At 71.7% G+C, this 19840-nt stretch carries 14 protein-coding genes; 10 read left to right on the forward strand and 4 right to left on the reverse strand.

Annotated elements, in window-relative coordinates:
* Positions 1 to 78: 78 nt before the first annotated feature.
* Positions 79 to 1827: a 1-deoxy-D-xylulose-5-phosphate synthase gene (locus tag ACIBQ8_RS27980; protein ID WP_397193351.1), complete on the forward strand. Its 1749-nt coding sequence runs from the start codon at positions 79 to 81 to the stop codon at positions 1825 to 1827.
* Positions 1815 to 2003, forward strand: coding sequence for a hypothetical protein (locus ACIBQ8_RS27985; RefSeq protein WP_397193352.1), 189 nt, complete (start codon positions 1815 to 1817; stop codon positions 2001 to 2003). The genes ACIBQ8_RS27980 and ACIBQ8_RS27985 overlap by 13 nt, the downstream gene beginning before the upstream one ends.
* A 112-nt stretch (positions 2004 to 2115) precedes the next feature.
* Here the strand turns inward: ACIBQ8_RS27985 and ACIBQ8_RS27990 are convergent, their stop codons facing one another.
* Positions 2116 to 3498, reverse strand: coding sequence for a carbohydrate-binding protein (locus ACIBQ8_RS27990; RefSeq protein WP_397193353.1), 1383 nt, complete (start codon positions 3496 to 3498; stop codon positions 2116 to 2118).
* 165 nt (positions 3499 to 3663) lie between these two features.
* Between ACIBQ8_RS27990 and ACIBQ8_RS27995 the strand changes: the two genes are divergently transcribed.
* The 5 genes from ACIBQ8_RS27995 to ACIBQ8_RS28015 all read left to right on the forward strand — a co-directional run bounded on the left by ACIBQ8_RS27995 (position 3664) and on the right by ACIBQ8_RS28015 (position 7880).
* The gene (locus tag ACIBQ8_RS27995; RefSeq protein WP_397178564.1) at positions 3664 to 4845 is read left to right on the forward strand and encodes a zinc-dependent alcohol dehydrogenase; all 1182 of its coding nucleotides are present in this window, start codon (positions 3664 to 3666) and stop codon (positions 4843 to 4845) included.
* 41 nt (positions 4846 to 4886) lie between these two features.
* Entirely contained in the window at positions 4887 to 5936 is a 1050-nt protein-coding gene (locus tag ACIBQ8_RS28000; protein WP_397178565.1) for an NAD-dependent epimerase/dehydratase family protein, read from the forward strand.
* 97 nt (positions 5937 to 6033) lie between these two features.
* A complete protein-coding gene (locus tag ACIBQ8_RS28005; RefSeq protein ID WP_397178566.1) occupies positions 6034 to 6498 on the forward strand; it encodes an ATP-binding protein in 465 nt (154 codons plus the stop codon).
* Positions 6499 to 6567: 69 nt separating this feature from the next.
* Positions 6568 to 7467: a dihydropteroate synthase gene (gene folP / locus ACIBQ8_RS28010; RefSeq protein ID WP_397178567.1), complete on the forward strand. Its 900-nt coding sequence runs from the start codon at positions 6568 to 6570 to the stop codon at positions 7465 to 7467.
* Between the two features lie 14 nt (positions 7468 to 7481).
* A complete protein-coding gene (locus ACIBQ8_RS28015; protein WP_397178568.1) occupies positions 7482 to 7880 on the forward strand; it encodes a DUF1992 domain-containing protein in 399 nt (132 codons plus the stop codon).
* Between the two features lie 148 nt (positions 7881 to 8028).
* On the opposite strand, the gene ACIBQ8_RS28020 is transcribed toward ACIBQ8_RS28015, so the two are convergent.
* Positions 8029 to 10341: a glycoside hydrolase family 6 protein gene (locus ACIBQ8_RS28020; RefSeq protein WP_397193354.1), complete on the reverse strand. Its 2313-nt coding sequence runs from the start codon at positions 10339 to 10341 to the stop codon at positions 8029 to 8031.
* A 309-nt stretch (positions 10342 to 10650) separates the two neighbouring features.
* Here ACIBQ8_RS28020 and ACIBQ8_RS28025 point away from each other — a divergent pair, with 309 nt between their 5' ends.
* The 3 genes from ACIBQ8_RS28025 to ACIBQ8_RS28035 all read left to right on the forward strand — a co-directional run bounded on the left by ACIBQ8_RS28025 (position 10651) and on the right by ACIBQ8_RS28035 (position 18037).
* Complete coding sequence (locus ACIBQ8_RS28025; RefSeq protein ID WP_397193355.1) at positions 10651 to 13596, forward strand: glycoside hydrolase family 48 protein; 2946 nt, start codon at positions 10651 to 10653, stop codon at positions 13594 to 13596.
* An 11-nt stretch (positions 13597 to 13607) separates the two neighbouring features.
* Positions 13608 to 16367 carry a glycoside hydrolase family 9 protein gene (locus ACIBQ8_RS28030; protein WP_397193356.1) on the forward strand — a complete coding sequence of 920 codons (2760 nt, stop codon included), beginning with the start codon at positions 13608 to 13610 and terminating at the stop codon, positions 16365 to 16367.
* 77 nt (positions 16368 to 16444) lie between these two features.
* The gene (locus ACIBQ8_RS28035) at positions 16445 to 18037 is read left to right on the forward strand and encodes a cellulase family glycosylhydrolase (RefSeq protein WP_397178572.1); all 1593 of its coding nucleotides are present in this window, start codon (positions 16445 to 16447) and stop codon (positions 18035 to 18037) included.
* 143 nt (positions 18038 to 18180) lie between these two features.
* Here the strand turns inward: ACIBQ8_RS28035 and ACIBQ8_RS28040 are convergent, their stop codons facing one another.
* Positions 18181 to 18702 (reverse strand): hypothetical protein, encoded by a 522-nt coding sequence (locus ACIBQ8_RS28040; RefSeq protein WP_397193357.1) that lies wholly within the window; start codon positions 18700 to 18702, stop codon positions 18181 to 18183.
* Positions 18699 to 19772, reverse strand: a complete 1074-nt coding sequence (locus ACIBQ8_RS28045) for a lytic polysaccharide monooxygenase (protein WP_397193358.1) — start codon at positions 19770 to 19772, stop codon at positions 18699 to 18701. Before ACIBQ8_RS28045 ends, ACIBQ8_RS28040 begins: the two co-directional genes overlap by 4 nt.
* Positions 19773 to 19840: the final 68 nt, after the last annotated feature.

The raw sequence follows: 19840 nt of genomic DNA on the forward strand, positions 1-19840 counted from the left end.
CTTGAATACAGAGCGTGTAAAGTGTCTTGGGCCTTTCAACTAATCTTTTGGCTCACCGCAACACCGTCAGGGGATGTCATGACGACCCTGTTGCCGTACGTTTCCAGTCCCCAAGACCTGCGCGCCCTGCCCGCCGAGCTGCTGCCGGGCCTGGCCCGCGAGATCCGCGACTTCCTGGTCGAGAAGGTGAGCGCCCGCGGCGGGCACCTCGGCTCCAACCTCGGCGTCGTCGAGCTCACGATCGCCCTCCACCGCGTCTTCGACTCGCCCGGCGACGCCATCGTCTTCGACACCGGGCACCAGGCGTACGTCCACAAGATCCTGACCGGGCGGCGCGCCTCCTTCGACGCCCTGCGCTGCCGCGGCGGCCTCAGCGGGTACCCGAGCCGGGAGGAGTCCGTGCACGACCACGTCGACAACTCCCACGCCTCCACCGCGCTCGCCTACGCCGACGGCCTGGCCAAGGCGCGCCTGCTGACCGGCGACGCCGATCGGGCGGTGGTCGCCGTGGTCGGCGACGGCGCGCTCACCGGCGGGATGGCCTGGGAGGCGCTCAACAACCTGGGCGCCGCCCGCCACCGGCCGGTCGTCGTCGTGCTCAACGACAACGGCCGCTCCTACGCCCCCACCCACGGCGGCGTCGCCGACCACCTCGCCCGCCTGCGCACGGCCGTCGACGTGACCGTCTTCGAGCAGCTCGGCCTGCGCTACCTGGGCCCGGTCGACGGCCACGACATCGCCGCGCTCGAAGCCGCCCTGCGCGCCGCCCGCGAGCTGCGCGCCCCCGTCGTGGTCCACTGCGTCACCCGCAAGGGCCGCGGCTACGACCCGGCCGAGCGCGACCACGACGAGCACCTGCACGCGATCCCGGCCACCGACCCGGCCACCGGCCGCCCGCTCACGGCCGGCGCCGCCACCTGGACCGACGCGTTCGCCCGCCACCTGTGCGTGCTCGGCGAGCGCCGCGACGACCTGGTGGCCGTCACCGCCGCGATGCCGGGGCCGACCGGGCTGGCCTGCTTCGGGCGGCGCTTCCCCGGCCGCATGTTCGACGTCGGCATCGCCGAGCAGCAGGCGCTGGCCTCGGCGGCGGGCATGGCCATGGCGGGCCTGCACCCCGTGGTCGCCGTCTACGCGACGTTCCTCGGGCGCGCCCTCGACCAGGTGCTGATGGACGTCGCCCTGCACCGGCTGCCGGTGACGCTCGTGCTCGACCGGGCCGGGCTCACCGGCCCCGACGGGGCCAGCCACCACGGCATGTGGGACCTGGCGGCGCTGGCCATGGTGCCCGGCATGCGGGTGGCCGCGCCGCGCGACGCCCGCCGGCTGTGCGAGCTGCTGGAGGAGGCGGTCGAGCACCCCGGGCCCACCGCGCTGCGCTTCCCCAAGGCGGCCGCCGGTCCCGAGCTTCCGCGGGTGGGGCGGGCCGGCGACGTCGACGTGCTGTTCGCGGGCGGTCCCGACGTGCTGCTGGTGGCGGTCGGGCCGATGGCCGGGCCGTGCCTGGGCGCGGCGGCCATGTTGTCGGCCGCCGGGATCGGCGTGACCGTGGTCGACCCCCGCTGGGTGATCCCGGTCCCGGACGGTCTGCGCGGGCCGGCCGGCGCCGCCCGGCTGGTGGTGACCGTCGAGGACGGCCTGGCCGCCTGCGGGGCCGGCGCCCTGCTCCGGCACGAGTGCGGGCCCCGGCAGCACATCGTCAACCTCGGCCTGCCGCGCGAGTTCGTCGCGCACGGGAGCCGGGCCGGGCTGCTGGCCGAGGCCGGGCTCACCGGTCAGGGCATCGCGCACACCGTTCGACGGGAGCTGGACAGGTGGCCGCTGTAGACCTCGGACTGCCGGTGCGGCATCGGGCGCGCAGGGCGTCCAGGCAGGTGATGGTGGGGTCCGTGCCGGTGGGGGCGACGCGCATCTTCGTCAGGGGCGAGGCGGTCCGCGCCGTCCCCGAGTCGGCGATCGTGGAGACGCAGGAGGCCCTGCGGCCGGCCGCGGAGGCGTCCTGAGGGTCGCTGGAAGCGCATGGGCCGGGCGATGTCCCTGACGGAGGAGTGGGACATCGCCCGGCCGCGCGGTCCAGGTCGTGAGGGGGTATCTCCGCCCTGGACGTCTAGGGGGTCAGACGCGCTGCCAGAGGGCCGGCACGTTCGGGGGCTCCCAGCCGGGCTGGGCGGTGTGCCCCTGGAGGCAGCGGTAGGTCGAGCCGCCGTACGTCACCGTCGCGCCGGCCGCGTACGTCGTGCCCGCGGCCCACGTGCCGCCCGGGTTGTCGGTCGGGGTGACGGTAGGCGTGCTGGTCGGGCCGGGGCCGCCGCCCTGGGTGGCGAGGGTCAGGCCGTAGGCGGACAGGATCTCGTTGACCGGCTGGAAGTACGTCGTGCCGCCGGAGCTGCAGTTGCCCGAGCCGCCCGACGTCACGCCCTGGGCCTGGTCGCCGGAGATGAACGAGCCGCCGGAGTCGCCGGGCTCGGCGCAGACGTTGGTCCGCGTCACGCCGGAGACGGTGCCCTCCTGGTAGGTGACGCTGGTGTTGAGCTGCTGGACCGAGCCGCAGTGGTAGCCGGTGGTCGATCCGGCGCGGCAGACGGCCGAGCCCACCTGGGCCACGGTCGAGCCGCGTACGGGCAGGATGCCGGCGCTGTAGCCGTACACCACGCCGGTCGGGGTCCACTGGGAGTTGACCTCGACCCAGGAGTAGTCGTTGCCCGGGAAGGACGAGCCGCGGAAGGTGCCCATGGCGACCCGGTTGGAGCCGGACGTGCTGGACCCGGCGGTGCCGCAGTGGCCGGCGCTGACGAAGCCGCCCTGCGAGCCGGCCTTGGTCACCGAGAAGCCGACGGAGCAGCGGGTGCCGGAGCCGATGTAGTAGGCGTCGCCGCCGCGGACGTCGTAGAACAGCGTCGGCTTCTCGGCCGAGCGCACGACCTGGACGGCGGAGGCGTCCGCGCCGCTGGCCTTCACCCAGGCGGCGGCCTTGGCGGGGTTGGAGCTGAGGACGACGACGGTGTTGTTGACGACGTCCACGTACCAGACGGGGGCGCTCTTCGGGGCCTTGGCCGACGCGGCGTCGAGCCGGGCCTTGACCCCGTCGAGGCTGCTCAGCGAGCGGGTCACCACGCGGGCCTGCACACCGGCCGCGGCGATGGCGGCCACCTGCGCCGGGTCGGTGGTGGCGGTGATCGGGGTGGAGGTGGGGCCGGTCACCCAGGAACCGGCGTAGGAGGCGCCTAACCGGGCGCGCAGGGTGGGTTCGAGGGCGGCCGCGGCGGCCTCGTTGACCAGGCGGGCCTCGGCCTGCCCGCCGGTGATGCCGAGGTCCCGGCTCATGGCGTCGACCAGGCCCTGCGGGGGGTCGGCGACGGCTTCGGCCTGGGTGCGGGCGATGGAGTAGGGGGTCTCGTCCTGGGCCGTGGCGCCCTTGGCCGAGAAGGCCAGGGCCGGGACGCTGATCATGGTGACGGCGATCGCGATGCCCGCCGTCACGGTTTTCCTGGGGAGCATGTGCACGTCTCCTCGCGTACAGGGGGGTGTCTGCACGGTACGAGCCCGAATACGAGGAGTGGTCGTCTCAAAACACCCCTATCACGGTGTTATGGGGTAAACCGTTTGGACCTCTATGTGGGGGTATGCGGGATTTGTGCCGTCCGAATCCCACCTGGAGGCGTCATGAAGGCCGTCACCTGGCACGGCAAGCGGGACGTACGGGTCGAGGAGGTCCCCGACCCGGCCATCAAGGAGCCCAACGACGCGGTGATCAGGGTGACCAGCTCCGGCATCTGCGGCTCCGACCTGCACCTGTACGAGGTGCTCGGGCCCTTCATGGCCGAGGGCGACATCCTCGGCCACGAGCCCATGGGCGTCGTCGAGGCCGTCGGAGCCGCCGTCACGGACATCAGGCCAGGCGACCGCGTCGTCATCCCGTTCAACATCTCCTGCGGCCACTGCCACATGTGCGGCCTGGAGCTGTACGCGCAGTGCGAGACCACGCAGGTCAAGGAGCAGGGCATGGGCGCCGCGCTGTTCGGCTACACCAGGCTGTACGGCCAGGTGCCCGGCGGCCAGGCCGAGTTCCTGCGCGTGCCCGAGGCCCAGTTCGGCCCGATCAAGGTGCCCGAGGGCCCGCCGGACGAGCGTTTCCTGTTCCTGTCCGACGTGCTGCCGACCGCCTGGCAGGCCGTGGACTACGCGGAGATCCCGGACGGCGGCAGCGTCACCGTCTTCGGCCTCGGCCCCATCGGCCAGATGTGCGCCCGCATCGCCCGCCACCTCGGCCACCGCGTGATCGGCGTGGACGGCGTCACCGAACGCCTGGAGATGGCCCGCCGCCACGGCATCGAGGTCGTGGACGGCAGCGAGACCTCCGACGTGCCCGGCGCGATCCGCGAGCTCACCTCGGGGCGCGGCACCGACTCGGTGATCGACGCCGTCGGCATGGAGGCGCACGGCTCGCCGGCCGCCAAGATCGCCCAGACGCTCACCGGGCTGCTGCCCGACGCGCTGGCCGCGCCGCTGATGTCCCACGCGGGCGTCGACCGGCTGGCCGCGCTCAACCAGGCCATCGACACCGTCCGCCGGGGCGGCGTCATCTCCGTCATCGGCGTCTACGGCGGCATGACCGACCCGATGCCGATGCTGCGCATGTTCGACAAGGGCGTCACGCTGCGGATGGGCCAGGCCCACGTGCGGCGGTGGATCAACCGGCTCATGCCGCTGGTCACCGACGACTCCGACCCGCTCGGCGTCATGGACCTGACCACCCACCGCATGCGGCTGGAGGAGGCGCCGCAGGCGTACGAGATGTTCCAGAAGAAGGCGAACGGCGCGATAAAGATCCTGCTACAGCCCTGACCAGGGGTTTCACCCTTCAGAGCGCGGGCAGCGGTGCGGTCATGAGAGTCGTGGTGGTCGGGGCTACCGGCAATGTCGGCACGAGCGTCGTACGCGCGCTCGCCGCGGATGACAACGTGACGTCGATCGTGGGCGTGGCCCGCCGGCTGCCGGGATGGCGCATCGACCGCACCGAGTGGCGGCAGGCCGACGTCGCCACCGGCGACCTGTCCCGCATCTTCGAGGGCGCCGACGCCGTCGTGCACCTCGCGTGGCTGTTCCAGCCCACCAGGGACCCGGCCGTGACCTGGCGGGCGAACGTCCTGGGCAGCATGCGGGTCTTCCGCGCGGTGGCCGAGGCCGGGGTGCCCGCGCTGGTGCACGCCTCCTCGGTCGGCGCGTACTCGCCCGGCCCCAAGGACCGGCCGGTGGACGAGAGCTGGCCCACGCACGGCTGGCCGGGGGCCGCGTACGGCCGGGAGAAGGCGTACGTCGAGCGGGTGCTCGACGTCTTCGAGCACGACCACCCGGCGATCCGCGTGGTGCGGATGCGGCCGGGGTTCATCTTCCAGCGGGCGGCGGCCACCGAGCAGCGCCGCCTGTTCGCCGGGCCGTTCCTGCCGCGCCGGCTGATCCGGCCCGGACGCATCCCGTTCGTGCCCGACGTGCCCGGACTGCGGCTCCAGGTGCTGCACGCCGACGACGCGGCCGAGGCGTACCGGCTGGCCGTGACCAGGACGGTGTCGGGGGCCTTCAACCTGGCCGCCGAGCCCGTGCTCGACCCCGCGGACCTGGCCAAGCTCCTCGGCACCCGGACGATACCGGTCACGCCCTGGCTGGCCAGGACGCTGATGTCGGCCGGCTGGCACCTGCGGCTGGTGCCCGCCTCGCCCGGCCTGCTCGAACTGGCCCTGCGCATCCCCGTCATGAAGACCGACAAGGCCAGGGACGTGCTGGGCTGGCGGCCGCGGTACTCCTCCTGGGACGCCATGCGCGAGCTGCTGGACGGCCTGCACGACGGCGCCGGCATGGAGACCCCGCCGCTCGCCCCCGACGGCGGCCCGCTGCGCCGGGTCAAGGAGCTGGCCACGGGGGTCGGGGCCCACCCGTGATCCGGAGGTGTAAGACCGCCCGGCCGGGGAAGGGGACGGTTCTCTACGCAAGGTCCAGAGGCGTGGCCTGCGTGTCGTGACGACACGAAAGAGCGCCATGGCCCTTCTCCTGACCCAGGTCTTCACCCTCCACGACGTCACCAAGCTGCGCCGCGCGGTCGCCGAGCAGGCGGAGAGCAGCGGGCTGCGCGACGGCCGGCTCGACGACTTCGTGCTCGCCGTGCACGAGAGCGTCGTCAACGCCGTGGAGCACGCGGGCGGGCGCGGGCACCTGACGTTGTGGACGGTCGACGGCGTCATCCGCGCGGAGACGACGGACCAGGGGACGGGCATCCCGCAGCCGTACCTCGACGGGGACGTCCGGCCGTCCAGCCTCTCCTACACCGGCCGCGGCATCTACCTGATCCGGCGGCTGTGCGACGTCGTGGACGTCCGCACCGGTCCGGACGGCACCACGGTCCGGCTCACCATGCGCCTGCCGCACGCGTCCGTCTCCCCGGGGTCCATGAAACGGATCCGGGTCACCGGCGGCGGCGGGCCGTCCGGGAGGTTCCAGGTCTGAGCGCGGGCGCGCCCGACCGCCCTGCCACGGCCCCGGGTAGGCTCGGCAGGAGACGGAAGGGGCCACTACGTGAGCGGCGGAAACAATCCCCCCGAGATCATCTCCCCGGTCCGCCGCATCGGGCGGCGGGAGTTCGATTTCGAACGCCAGATCGCCATCATGGCCATCGTCAACAGGACCCCCAACTCCTTCCACGACCAGGGGCGCACCTACGAGCTCGACCGCGCGGTCGCGGCCTGCGCGCGGGCCGTCGAGGAGGGCGCCGACTGGGTGGACATCGGCGGGTTCGCCTTCAGCGCCGCCCAGGCCGCCATCGGCGTCGAGGAGGAGATCGAGCGCGTGGTCCCGGTGATCGCCAAGGTCAGGGCCGCCACCGACGCCGTCATCTCGGTCGACACCCACCGCCCCGAGGTCGCCAGGGCGGCCGTCGAGGCCGGCGCCGACGTCATCAACGACACCAACGGCCTGCGCGAGCCCGGCCTGGCCGAGGTCGCGGCCGAGACCGGCGCCAGCGTGGTCGTCACCCACAGCCTCGGCGGCCCCGGCCGGCGGGTCTTCCGCCCGAGCTACGACGACGTCGTGGCCGAGGTCGCCGGCTTCCTGCGCGAGCGGGTCGCCTTCGCGCTCAAGGCGGGCATCGCCCCCGACCGGATCATCATCGACCCGGGCCACGACCTGAACAAGAACACCTTCCACTCCCTGGAGCTGACCCGGCGGCTGGAGGAGATCACCGCCATCGGTTATCCCACCCTGGTCGCGCTGTCGAACAAGGACTTCATCGGCGAGACCATCGACCGCCCGCAGGGCGAGCGCAAGGAGGGGACGATCGCCGCGAACGTCGTCTCCATCCTCAAGGGCGCCCGGATCCTGCGGGTGCACGACGTGGCCGCGACGGTGGCGTCCGTGCGCATGACCGAGGCCGTGCTCGGCTGGCGCGGGCCGGTCGCGCCGAGCCACAACCTGGCGTGAGAGGAGCCGCGTCCGTGACCGACCGCAAGCCGGCGGGCATGCCGTTCGAGAGCTGGATCGACCGTCAGATCCGCGAGGCGGCCGAGCGTGGGGAGTTCGACGACCTGCCGGGCGCGGGCAAGCCGCTGCCCGGCCTCGACCGGCGGCACGACGAGATGTGGTGGATCAAGCAGAAGCTGGAGAGCGAGGGGCTGTCCATGCCGCTGCCCCCGACGCTGGCGCTGCGCAAGGAGGCCGAGGAGGCGCTGCGGCAGGCCCGCGGGGCCCGGTCCGAGACCGAGGTGCGGCAGATCCTCGAAGAGGTCAACGAGAAGATCCGCGAGGCGATCAGGAAGGGCCTGCCGGGGCCGCCGCTCAACCTGATGCCCTTCGACGTCGATCGCGTCGTGTCGGAGTGGCGCCAGAGCCGGTGACCGGCGTTCGGGCCCCTTCCCGCGCGCCGGGCGAGGGGGAAGGGGCCCGGGTGCCGGCCCGGGCCCCTTCGCCGGACGAGGGGCCCGGGTCAGGCGGGCCCCTCGGTCGGTGGCCGGGGGCCCCGGAGCCCCCGGCCGGCTCGGTGAGCTAGCTGACCGGCGGGTAGGCGTTCCTGACCAGCTCCTGGAACTGGGCGGAGAACCACTGGCCGGACAGCGGGGCGCCGCCGAGGGCGCCTGACATGTTGTTGCCGTTGAGGTTGTTGCCGGTGTAGGTCGGGTCGCACATCCGGTCGAACTTCTTGCCCTCGTCGTTCGGGATGTCGGTGCTGGCGCCGTCGGACTCGCCCGGCGGCTTGATCCAGACGTAGGCGTCGAAGCCGGCCTCGGGGCTGGCCGTCGGCCGGGCGCCGAGGCCCGCGCCGCTCTGGTTGCACCAGTTGCCGGCGTGGATGCGCCGGTCGATGCGTGACTGGTTGACGAAGGTGTTCACGTCCGTCGAGGTGCTCGCGCCGCCCGGACGGGCGGTGCCGCCCCAGCCGTTGCGCGAGGTGTCGACCAGCATGCCGAGCCCGGACTTGAAGCCCTTGTTGACCAGCGCGGTGCGCAGCGCGGCGGCGAAGGTGGACTCGTCCACGTAGTAGTTCCAGTCGACCCACTTGGACTGGCGCACGGTCTGGCCGTTCACCATGGTGTTGATCGTGAAGTACGGCTCCTTGGTGGCGGAGTAGTTGGCGGTGTTGACGATGAAGCCGTCCACGCTGTCCACGCCGGCCGTGGTGCCCGCGGCCATGTTGTAGAAGAGGTTCACGGCGGGGCCGAAGTTCGAGTCCCAGCCGAGCCAGGCGTGGTGGGCGGCGTCCACGTAGGTGTAGACGTTGGTGATGGCGTGCAGCTTGTTGAGCGCGTACCGGACGCCGTCGACGTAGCCGCCGGCCTGGTTGGCCTCGGCGCACTTCGGGAAGTTGTTGATGTTGGTGATCAGGTTGGGCAGCGAGTCGGGCTCGATGATCGTGACGATGCGCAGGTTGGCGTACTTGGGGTCGCGCAGGATGTTCGCGATCACGTCGATGTACTCGGCCTTGTAGCGGTTGAAGCCGTTCTCGGCCATCAGCAGCTCGCCGTTGGAGGCCAGCGCAGAGCAGTCGCGGTTGGGCAGGTCGTAGATGACGAACTGCACGGTCAGCGGGGCCGAGCCGTTGAGCGCGTCCTGGGCCACGGCCTCGTCCAGGTGGGCCTGGAGGCCCATGGCCGAGGAGGAGCCGGCGATGGCCGCGATGCGGTCCAGCCACACGGCGGTGGAGGTGTTGGCGACGGCGGCGCCGCCGGGCTCGGCCGCGGCCTTGGCCTTCCACTGCGGGTTCACGTAGCCGGTCGCGCCGGCGTACGGGTTCTCGACGTGGCCGGTGGGCGGCTGGCCGTCGTCGTCGGCCTCGGTGGCGGTGACCGTCTTGCTGGTCAGGCCGGTGGCGGCGACCGTGAAGGGACGGGTGCCGTTGGTGGTGTCGGCGTCCTGGGCGGCGGCCAGGGTCACCGTCTGGGCGGTGTTCCAGTTGGCCGTGGTGAAGGTGAGGCTGCCGCCGCCGGAGACGGTCAGGTCGGCGTCGCCGCTGCCCGCCGTCGAGGTGACGGTCACGTTCGCGGACGGCTGCGCGGCCAGCTTGACCGTGTACGCCGCCGTCCCGCCCTCGGGCACGGTCACCGACGTGGGCGTCACGAGCAGCGCCTGCTCCACGACCGCGTCGTCGTCCACCTCGGTGGCGTTGACGGTGGCCGAGGTGACGCCGGTGCCGCCGACGGAGAAGGCCGCCGTGCCCGCGGTGGTGTCGGCGTCCTGGGCGGCGGCCAGGGTGACCGTCTGGGCGGTGTTCCAGTTGGCGGGGGTGAAGGTGAGCGAGCCGCCCGCGCTGACGGTCAGGTCGCTGTCACCGCTGGTCCGCTGGGTGGTGACGGTGACGTTCGAGGAGGGGGCGGAGGACAGCTTGGCGGTGAAGGTGGCGGTGCCGCCCTCGTTGACCGCGACCGAGCTGGCGGAGGTGACCACCGCGGGGGTGGTGGGGGTGACGCCGCCGCAGGTGACGCCGTTCACGGTGAACGAGGTGGGCGGGTTGTTGCTGCCCGTCCAGGTGCCGTTGAAGCCCATGGTGGTGGAGGCGCCGGTGGCCAGGCTGCCGTTGTAGGGCATGTTCGTCGCGGTGACGTGCGTGCCCGACTGCGTCCAGTTGGCGCTCCAGCCGGTCGGGGTGTACTGCTGGCCGGTGCCGGGGAAGTCGAAGCCCAGCGTCCACGAGGTGATCGGGTCGCCGGTGTTCTTCAGCGTGATGTTCGCGGTGAAACCGCCCTGACCGGGACTGCTCGTCCACGAGTTGGCGGAGTAGGTCACGTCGCAGTTCACCGCGGCGCTGGCGGCCGTGGTCTGGCCGACGACGAGCCCGAGGGCCGCGACGCTCGCGGCGGTCATGGTCACGGCCCATCGGCGTGGGCCGCTGTGGAGTCTCACTAGCGATCATCTCCAGAACGTCAGTTGGCTGGGAGCGCTCCCATAGTGAGACGCCCTCCCGGCCCTGTAAATGAGGGCGGCTCCGCGGCGGGCGTTCCCGGGCCGCATGCTCGCCGAATGCCCCGTAACGTGGATGAAACTTTCATCATCGGCAGCCTGGTGAGAGGAAACGCGGGGGCCGGCGGACGGGCGATCCGTTGACATACGCCGCGGGTCACCCACAATCCCCCTTGGGAGCGCTCCCACACCCCCTACTCCCATGGAGATCCCTTGAAACACAGACCTCCTTCCCGGCTTTCCCGCCTGTCGAGGCGGCTCGCCGCAGCCACGACGCTCGTGCTCGCGGCCGGCACGACCACGACCCTCGCGGCGCTGCCCGCGCACGCCGCCGTCGCCTGCGACGTGACGTACACCGCCAACCAGTGGACGAGCGGCCCGGGTCAGGGCGGGTTCACCGCCAACCTGACGCTGAAGAACACCGGCGACCCGATCACCTCGTGGACGCTCGGCTTCGACTTCCCGACCGCGGGCCAGAAGTACACGCCCACCGGCTGGAGCGCCAACTGGACGCAGTCGGGCACGCACGTCACCGCGACGAACATGCCGTGGAACGGCAGCCTGGCCACCGGCGCCTCGACCACGCTCGGCTTCAACGGCACCTGGACGGGCAGCAACCCGAGCCCGACCTCGTTCACCGTGAACGGCGTGAGCTGCGGCGGCGCCAACACCCCGCCCACGGTCGCGCTGACCTCGCCCACCGCCGGCCAGACGTACACCGCCCCGGCCACCGTGGCCATCGCCGCGAACGCCGCCGACGCCGACGGCACCGTGGCCAAGGTCGACTTCTACCAGGGCTCCACGCTGCTCGGCACCGACACCTCGGCGCCGTACGGCTACACCTGGCAGAACGTGGCCGCGGGCAGCTACTCGATCACCGCGAAGGCCACCGACAACGGCGGCGCGACCACGACCTCGGCCCCCGTCGGGATCACCGTCTCGCAGAACACCGGGCCCGCCCTCGTGGTGAGCCCGACCACGATCTCCGTGCCGGAGAAGGGCACCGCGGGCTTCGGCGTGAAGCTCTCGCAGGCCCCCGCCGCGAACGTGACCGTCACCACGGCCCGCACCAGCGGCGACGCCGACCTGACCGTCGGCTCGGGCGGCTCGCTCACCTTCACCCCGGCCAACTGGAACACCGTCCAGAACGTCACCCTGGCCGCGGCGGACGACGCCGACACCACCAGCGGCACCGCCGAGTTCACGGTGAGCGCGACCGGCTACACCCCGGTCAAGGTCACCGCCAGCGAGGCGGACGACGACCTCGGCGGCGACAACGAGTACGTCAAGCGGTTCGTCGAGATGTACAACGAGCTGCACGACCCGGCCAACGGGTACTTCTCGCCCGACGGCGTGCCGTACCACTCGGTGGAGACGTTCATGGTCGAGGCGCCCGACCACGGGCACGAGACCACGTCCGAGGCCTACAGCTACTACCTGTGGCTGGAGGCGACCTACGGGCAGGTGACCGGCGACTGGGCGAAGTTCAACAACGCGTGGGCCTCGATGGAGAAGTACATCATCCCCTCGACCGCCGACCAGCCGACGAACTCCTTCTACAACCCCTCCAAGCCGGCCACGTACGCCGGTGAGTGGAACGACATCAAGCAGTACCCGACGCAGCTCGACTCCGGGGTGTCCGTGGGCTCCGACCCGCTGGCCAACGAGCTGAAGAGCGCGTACAACACGAGTGACGTCTACGGCATGCACTGGCTGCTCGACGTCGACAACACCTACGGCTTCGGCCACTGCGGCGACGGCACGAGCAAGAACACCTACATCAACACCTACCAGCGCGGCCCGGAGGAGTCGGTCTTCGAGACCATCCCGCAGCCGTCCTGCGACACCTTCAAGTTCGGCGGCCCCAACGGCTACCTCGACCTGTTCACCAAGGACAGCAACTACGCCAAGCAGTGGAAGTACACCAACGCGCCCGACGCCGACGCGCGGGCCGTCCAGGCGGCGTACTGGGCGCAGACGTGGGCCAAGCAGCAGGGCAAGGAGTCGCAGATCTCCGCGTCGGTCGCCAAGGCCGCCAAGATGGGCGACTACCTGCGGTACGCGATGTACGACAAGTACTTCAAGAAGCCCGGCTGCACCAGCACCTCGTGCGCCGCGGGCACCGGCAAGGACGCCTCCAACTACCTGCTGTCCTGGTACTACGCCTGGGGCGGCGCGAGCGACACCAGCGCGGGCTGGGCCTGGCGGATCGGCTCCAGCCACAACCACTCCGGCTACCAGAACCCGCTCGCGGCCTGGGCGCTGGCCAACGTGGCCGAGCTGAAGCCCAAGAGCGGCACCGGCGCGGCCGACTGGAGCACCAGCCTGACCCGGCAGCTGCAGTTCTACACCTGGCTGCAGTCGGCCGAGGGCGCCATCGCGGGCGGCGCGACCAACAGCTGGGAGGGCCACTACGCCACCCCGCCGACCGGCCTGCCGAAGTTCCACGGCATGACCTACGACTGGCAGCCCGTCTACCACGACCCGCCGTCCAACCAGTGGTTCGGGTTCCAGGCGTGGACGATGGAGCGGGTGGCCGAGCTCTACTACGCCTCGGGCAACGCCGACGCCAAGGCGCTGCTGGACAAGTGGGTCACCTGGGCGATGGCCAACACCACGATCAACGCGGACGGCACGTACCAGATGCCGTCGACGCTCAAGTGGACCGGCCAGCCCGCCGGTGACTTCAGCGACCCGAACGGCATGCCGCCGCCCAACCCCGGCCTGCACGTGACGGTCGCCGACTACACCAACGACGTCGGCGTGGCCGGCTCGTACGCCAAGGCCCTGATGTACTACGCGGCCAAGGCGAACAACGCCGCGGCCAGGACCATGGCCAAGGCGCTGCTGGACGGCGTGTGGAAGAACCGCGACGCCAAGGGCGTGTCGGTGTCGGAGACCAAGACCGACTACAAGCGGCTGAACGACCCGGTCTACGTGCCCCCGGGCTGGACCGGCAAGATGCCGAACGGCGACACGATCAACTCCAGCTCGACGTTCATGTCCATCAGGTCGTTCTACAAGAACGACCCCGACTGGCCCGAGGTGAACGCCTACCTCCAGGGCACCGGCCCGGCGCCGACGTTCAACTACCACCGCTTCTGGGCGCAGGTGGACGTGGCCGTGGCCCTGGCCGAGTACGGGCGGCTCTTCCCGTGAGAAAGGCGGCGATGATCGCCGCGGCGTCGCTGGTCCCGCCCCTGCTCGCAGGGGTGGGGCCGGTGGCCCACGCGGCCGCGCCCGCCTTCGCCTACGGTGAGGCGCTGCAGAAGTCGCTGTGGTTCTACGAGGCCCAGCAGTCGGGCGACCTGCCCGCCTGGAACCGCGTCTCCTGGCGCGGCGACTCGGGCCTGAACGACGGCAAGGACGCCGGGCTGGACCTGACCGGAGGCTGGTACGACGCGGGCGACCACGTCAAGTTCGGCTTCCCGATGGCCTTCTCGGCCACGATGCTGGCCTGGGGCGGCGTGGAGTACCGCGACGCCTACGCGGGCTCCGGCCAGCTCACCCACCTGCTGAACAACCTGAGGTTCGTCAACGACTACTTCGTCAAGGCCCACCCGTCGGCGAACGTGCTGTACGGGCAGGTCGGCAACGGCGGCACCGACCACGCCTGGTGGGGACCGGCCGAGGCCATGCAGATGAACCGGCCCGCCTACAAGATCGACGCCTCCTGCGGCGGCTCGGACCTGGCGGGGGAGACGGCGGCGGCGATGGCGGCCTCCTCGATCGTCTTCCGCCCGACCGATCCGGCCTACGCCGACAAGCTGGTGACGCACGCCAAGCAGCTCTACTCCTTCGCCGACACGGTCAGGAAGAAGTACAGCGACTGCATCAGCGACGCCCAGGGCTACTACAACTCCTGGAGCGGCTACAACGACGAGCTGGTCTGGGGGGCGATCTGGCTCTACCGGGCCACGAACGACGCCGCCTACCTGGCCAAGGCCGAGGCTGGCTACGACAACCTGGGCAACGAACCGCAGACCACGACGAAGTCGTACAAGTGGACGATCGCCTGGGACGACAAGTCGTACGGCGCGTACGTGCTGCTGCACAAGCTCACCGGCAAGCAGAAGTACCTGGACGACGCCGACCGCTGGCTCGACTGGTGGACGGTCGGCGTCAACGGCTCCAAGGTCAGGTACTCGCCGGGCGGCCAGGCCGTGCTGGACCGGTGGGGGTCGCTGCGGTACGCGGCCAACACCTCGTTCGTCGCGCTCGTGCACAGCGACTCGATCAGCGACCCGGCGCGCAAGGCCCGCTACCACGACTTCGCGGTCCGGCAGATCAACTACGCGCTCGGCGACAATCCGCGCAACTCCTCGTACCTGATCGGGTTCGGGTCCAACCCGCCGAAGAACCCGCACCACCGCACGGCGCACGGCTCGTGGACCGACCAGATCACCAACCCGGTCAACAGCCGCCACACGCTGTACGGCGCGCTGGTCGGCGGCCCGCCCGACCCCGACGACGTCTACGCCGACAAGCGCGACGACTACGTCATGAACGAGGTCGCGACCGACTACAACGCCGGCTTCACCAGCGCCCTGGCCCGGCTCTACAAGGAGTACGGGGGAGCGCCCGCGGCGAACTTCCCGCCCGCCGAGACCCCGGACGGCCCGGAGATCTTCGTCGAGGCCGGCGTGAACGCCTCCGGCACCAACTTCACCGAGATCAAGGCCATCGTGCGCAACCAGTCGGCCTGGCCCGCCCGGGTCCTGTCGGACGGCTCGTTCCGCTACTACTTCACCCTCGACGGCTCGACGACCGCCTCGCAGATCAGCGTGTCGTCGGCCTACACGCAGTGCAAGGCCCCCACGCTCGGCTCGGCCGGCGGGAGCGTGCTCTACGTGGACGTCGACTGCTCGGGGCAGGCCATCGCCCCGGCCGGGCAGTCGCAGCACCGCAGGGAGGTGCAGTTCAGGATCACCAGCGCGGGCGCCTGGAACCCGGCCGACGACTGGTCGTACCAGGGCATCCCGGCCACCCCGGGCGCGACGCCGGTGCAGACGCAGAACATCACCCTCTACAGCGGCGCCACCAAGATCTGGGGTGAGCCCCCGGGTCCGCAGGAGCAGGACACGACACCGCCCAGCAAGCCGGGCAGGCCCGCGGTCTCCGGGATCACGGGCTCGGCGGCGAAGCTGAGCTGGACGGCCTCCACGGACAACGTGGGCGTGACCGGTTACGACGTCTACCTGGGGTCCACCAAGGCGGGCACGGCGACCGGCACCTCCTTCGACCTGAGCGGGCTCACCCCTGCCACGGCCTACGCCGCCCACGTGGTGGCCAGGGACGCGGCCGGCAACACCTCGGCGTCCTCGGACGAGACGACGTTCACCACCGCGGACTCCGGGGACAAGACGGCCCCCACCAAGCCCGGCAAACCTTCCGTCTCGGGCATCACCGGCTCGGGCGCGAAGGTCACCTGGACGGCCTCCACGGACGACGTGGGGGTGACCGGCTACGACGTCTACCTGGGGTCCGCCAAGGCGGGCACGGCCACCGGCGCCTCGTACGACCTGACCGGGCTCAGCCCGGCCACGGCGTACACGGTCTCGGTGGTGGCCAGGGACGCGGCGGGCAACAGCTCGACGCCGTCCGACGGCACGTCGTTCACGACCGCCGACCCGCCCCAGGGCGGCTGCGCGGCCACGTTCAAGGTCACCAACTCCTGGGGCGGCGCGTACCAGGCCGAGGTGACCGTCAAGAACGCCGGCTCGGCGGCCATCACGGGCTGGACGGCCGCCTGGACGTCCGCGAACCAGATCACCCAGCTCTGGGGCGGCAGGCTCACCCAGACCGGCTCGTCCGTGACCGTCAGGAACGAGGCGTGGAACGGCGGGCTCGCCGCCGGGGCCACGACCACGTTCGGCTTCATCGCCAACGGCACCCCGTCCACCCCCGACTTCACCTGCATCCCCGCCTGAGGCCCACCGGCTCCGCCCTCGCCCCGGCCGCCGGGCGGGGGCGAGGGCGGAGCCACCGGCCCAGGGAAAGGCAGCACATGCGATCACTGTTCACCGCGCCGGCGCTCGCCGCCGCGCTCGTCGCCGCTTCCTTGCTCGTGCCGGGCGCCGCGGCGCAGGCCGCCACCGGCATCCACGTGAGCGGCACGAAGATCCTGGAAGGCGACGGCCAGGAGTTCGTGATGCGCGGCACCAGCCACGCCCACACCTGGTACCCGTCCCAGACCAAGGCGTTCGCCGACATCAAGTCGCTGAAGGCCAACACCGTGCGCGTCGTGCTCAGCGGCGGCCGGTGGAGCGCCAACTCCGCCTCCGACGTGGCCGGCGTGGTCTCCCTGTGCAAGCAGAACAAGCTCATCTGCGTGCTGGAGGACCACGACACCACCGGGTACGGCGAGCAGAGCGGCGCGTACACGCTCGACCAGGCCGCCGACTACTGGATCAGCGTCAAGAGCGCCCTGGCCGGGCAGGAGGACTACGTCGTCGTCAACATCGGCAACGAGCCGATCGGCAACAACGCCACCACGCCCGGCTGGGCCGAGGCCACCAAGGCCGCGATCTCCAAGCTGCGCGCCAACGGCATCCACCACGCGCTGATGGTGGACGCCCCCGCCTGGGGCCAGGACTGGCAGAACGTCATGCGGGACAACGCCGCGTCCGTTCTCGCCGCCGACCCCGACAAGAACACGATCTTCTCGGTGCACATGTACGGCGTCTACGACACCGCCGCCGAGATCACGTCCTACCTGGACGCGTTCCGGACGGCCGGACTGCCGCTGGTCATCGGCGAGTTCGGGTTCAACCACTCCGACGGCGACCCCGACGAGGACACGATCATGGCCCAGGCCGTGAGCCGCGGCCTCGGCTACCTGGGCTGGTCGTGGAGCGGCAACGGCGGCGGCGTGGAGTACCTCGACCAGGTCACCGGCTTCGACGTCACCCGGCTCACCTCGTGGGGGCAGCGGCTGTTCAACGGCGCCAACGGCATCGCCGCCACGGCCAGACCGGCGTCCGTCTACGGCGGCGGCGCCACCGACCCGACGCCGCCGAGCGCCCCCGGCGTCCCGGCGGTCTCGAACGTCACCTCGTCCGGCGCCACCCTGACCTGGCCGGCCGCCACCGACAACGTGGGCGTGACCGGCTACGACGTCTACACCTCGGCCGGCGTCCCGCTCGGGGCGACGGCCACCGCCTCGATCACCCTGACCGGCCTGTCGCCCTCGACCGCCTACCAGGTGCACGTCAAGGCCAGGGACGCGGCGGGCAACCAGTCGGCCGCCTCGCCCACGGCCTCCTTCACCACCCTGGCCGGCGGTGGCGACGGCGGCTGCGCGGCCGCGGGGACCGTCCAGAGCCAGTGGGGCAACGGGTACGTCCTGCAGCCCGTCACGGTGACCAACACCGGCACGACCGCCAGGAACGGCTGGACGGTGACGTTCACGCTGCCCGCCGGCCACACCGTGACCGGCTTCTGGAACGCCGCGGTGACGGTCAGCGGGCGGACTGTGACCGCGCGGAACCTGAGCTACAACGGCACGCTCGCGCCCGGCGCCGCCACCGGTTTCGGGGTCCAGGCCGGTCGTCCGGACGGCGACACGTCCGTTCCGTCCGGCTACGCCTGCGCCGGCTGAACGAGCCGGCCGGAGATGGAGGAGGTGAGGCCGATCAACTGATCCTGCCCGCGACACCATCCCGCCCGGATGGGGCGGACGCGGCCGGCGAACCCCCAAGCCGGCCGCGTCCGTTCGCGCCGCCCGCCGGCCTCGCGCAGCGGTCAGCGCGGGTCCTGGGCGTGGGAGAAACGCTCGCGGGCCGCGTCGATGGCCGCCTCGTCCGAGAAGTCGGCGAACGCCTCGTCGTGGTAGCGAGCGGGGATCAGCGCCCGGACCCGCTCCGGATATCCGGGCCCGGCGGCGGGCACCTTGACCTGCGGCGGCACGCCCAGCCGGACGGCGATGGGCCCCGAGGCCCGGACGGACATCGCCCAGTCGCGGCTCTCGCCGACGATCGCGCACAGGTGCCGGGCGTAGACCCAGCGCACCTCGGCCAGGCCGGCGGCGTCCGGCGGGTCCGTGCCGAACGGCTCCACCGCGCACACCACCCGCGACCCGAACCCGTGCCCGTGGTCGTGGTGCTCTTCCGGCGTGGCCCGTTCGAGGATCAGCGTGACCTGGGCGGCGAGCTCCTGGTCGAGCCGCGCCGACTCCTGGTGGGCGGCGAACAGCGTCGCCCCGGCCAGCGCCAGGCCGGCCAGGGCGACGCCTGCCGCGATCTTCCCGCGACGTGATCCGGTCACGGGCTCGTGCAGGTCAGCGCGGGTGCGGGGCTCGGGATCGAGCCCGTGGCGTTGAAGCCGAACGTGGTGGACGCGTTCGGCGCGAGCTGGCCGTTGTAGGAGGCGTTCCTGACGGAGACGCTCGGCGGCTGGGCGGACAGCACGCCGTTCCAGGGGGCGCCGTCGAAGCCCTGGCCGCCGGAGTAGGTCCACTTGACCGTCCAGCCGTTCAGCGACGCCGTGCCGGTGTTCTTCACCGTCACCTCGCCCTGGAAGTGACCGGCCCAGCCGGTGTCGGTGGCCTTCCAGGTGGCGGTGCAGCCGCCGGGGGGCGGGGTGACCGTCGGGGTCACCGTGGGGGTGACCGTCGGGGTGGACGTGGGCGTGCCGCCGCCGGGGCCGACCCCGGTGACCTGGCCGTTGCCGCCGTCGAAGACGACGTCGGAGCAGCTGTAGAAGTTCTCGTTGCTGTCGGAGCGGATCCAGTGGGTGTAGATGATGTGCCGCCCGGTCTTGCCGGAGGGGAGCTGGGCGTTCCAGTAGTAGTAGTTGAGCCCGCCGGGGCCGCCGCTGGCGGGCGGGTTGGTGACGCTGCCGAACGACTCCAGGTCCGACCACTTGAGCGGGCCGTCGGGGTTCCAGCCGTTCTTGGTGACGTAGTAGACGAAGGTGCCGGGGTGCTGGGCCCAGTTGCTGTGCCGCATCTGGATGGTCGCGCCCGAGGTCAGGTGGGTCTGCGGCCAGTCGGAGCGGACGGCGTTGTAGGCGGTGAAGTCGTAGGGGCCGCCGGTGCCGCCGCTGCAGAGCTGGCCGTCGGGGATGAAGCCGCTGGTGCGCCCGGCGCCGTCGGAACGCAGCACGGCGAACCAGTTGTAGAGCGGGGTCGCGCCGCTCTGGGCGACGGCCGCCGCGCAGGCCGGGTTGTAGGACTGGATCTGGCCGTTCTCGCGCAGGCCGTCCTGCCAGCACAGGAAGGTGCGGGCGCCGGGGAACATGGACACGCCGTGGGCCTGCGCCTGCGGCGGCGCGATCAGGACGGTGGCCAGCAGGACCAGGGCGGCGGTGAGCGCCGCCGTCCGAAAGTGTTTCATGGGGATTCCTTCGCGCAGGGGAACACAGGAACGCCCACGATCAGCCCGCCCGGCCAGCGCATTGAACC

Source organism: Nonomuraea sp. NPDC049646 (genome assembly GCF_044465525.1).
GTDB lineage: Bacteria > Actinomycetota > Actinomycetes > Streptosporangiales > Streptosporangiaceae > Nonomuraea.

Coding starts and splice junctions, on each gene's coding strand:
- ACIBQ8_RS27980 (WP_397193351.1), top strand. CDS start 79: ATGACGACCCTGTTGCCGTACGTTTCCAGTCCCCAAGACCTGCGCGCC.
- ACIBQ8_RS28020 (WP_397193354.1), bottom strand. CDS start 10,341: ATGACCGCCGCGAGCGTCGCGGCCCTCGGGCTCGTCGTCGGCCAGACC.
- ACIBQ8_RS27990 (WP_397193353.1), bottom strand. CDS start 3,498: ATGCTCCCCAGGAAAACCGTGACGGCGGGCATCGCGATCGCCGTCACC.
- ACIBQ8_RS28005 (WP_397178566.1), top strand. CDS start 6,034: ATGGCCCTTCTCCTGACCCAGGTCTTCACCCTCCACGACGTCACCAAG.
- ACIBQ8_RS28045 (WP_397193358.1), bottom strand. CDS start 19,772: ATGAAACACTTTCGGACGGCGGCGCTCACCGCCGCCCTGGTCCTGCTG.
- ACIBQ8_RS28030 (WP_397193356.1), top strand. CDS start 13,608: ATGATCGCCGCGGCGTCGCTGGTCCCGCCCCTGCTCGCAGGGGTGGGG.
- ACIBQ8_RS28000 (WP_397178565.1), top strand. CDS start 4,887: ATGAGAGTCGTGGTGGTCGGGGCTACCGGCAATGTCGGCACGAGCGTC.
- ACIBQ8_RS27995 (WP_397178564.1), top strand. CDS start 3,664: ATGAAGGCCGTCACCTGGCACGGCAAGCGGGACGTACGGGTCGAGGAG.
- ACIBQ8_RS28035 (WP_397178572.1), top strand. CDS start 16,445: ATGCGATCACTGTTCACCGCGCCGGCGCTCGCCGCCGCGCTCGTCGCC.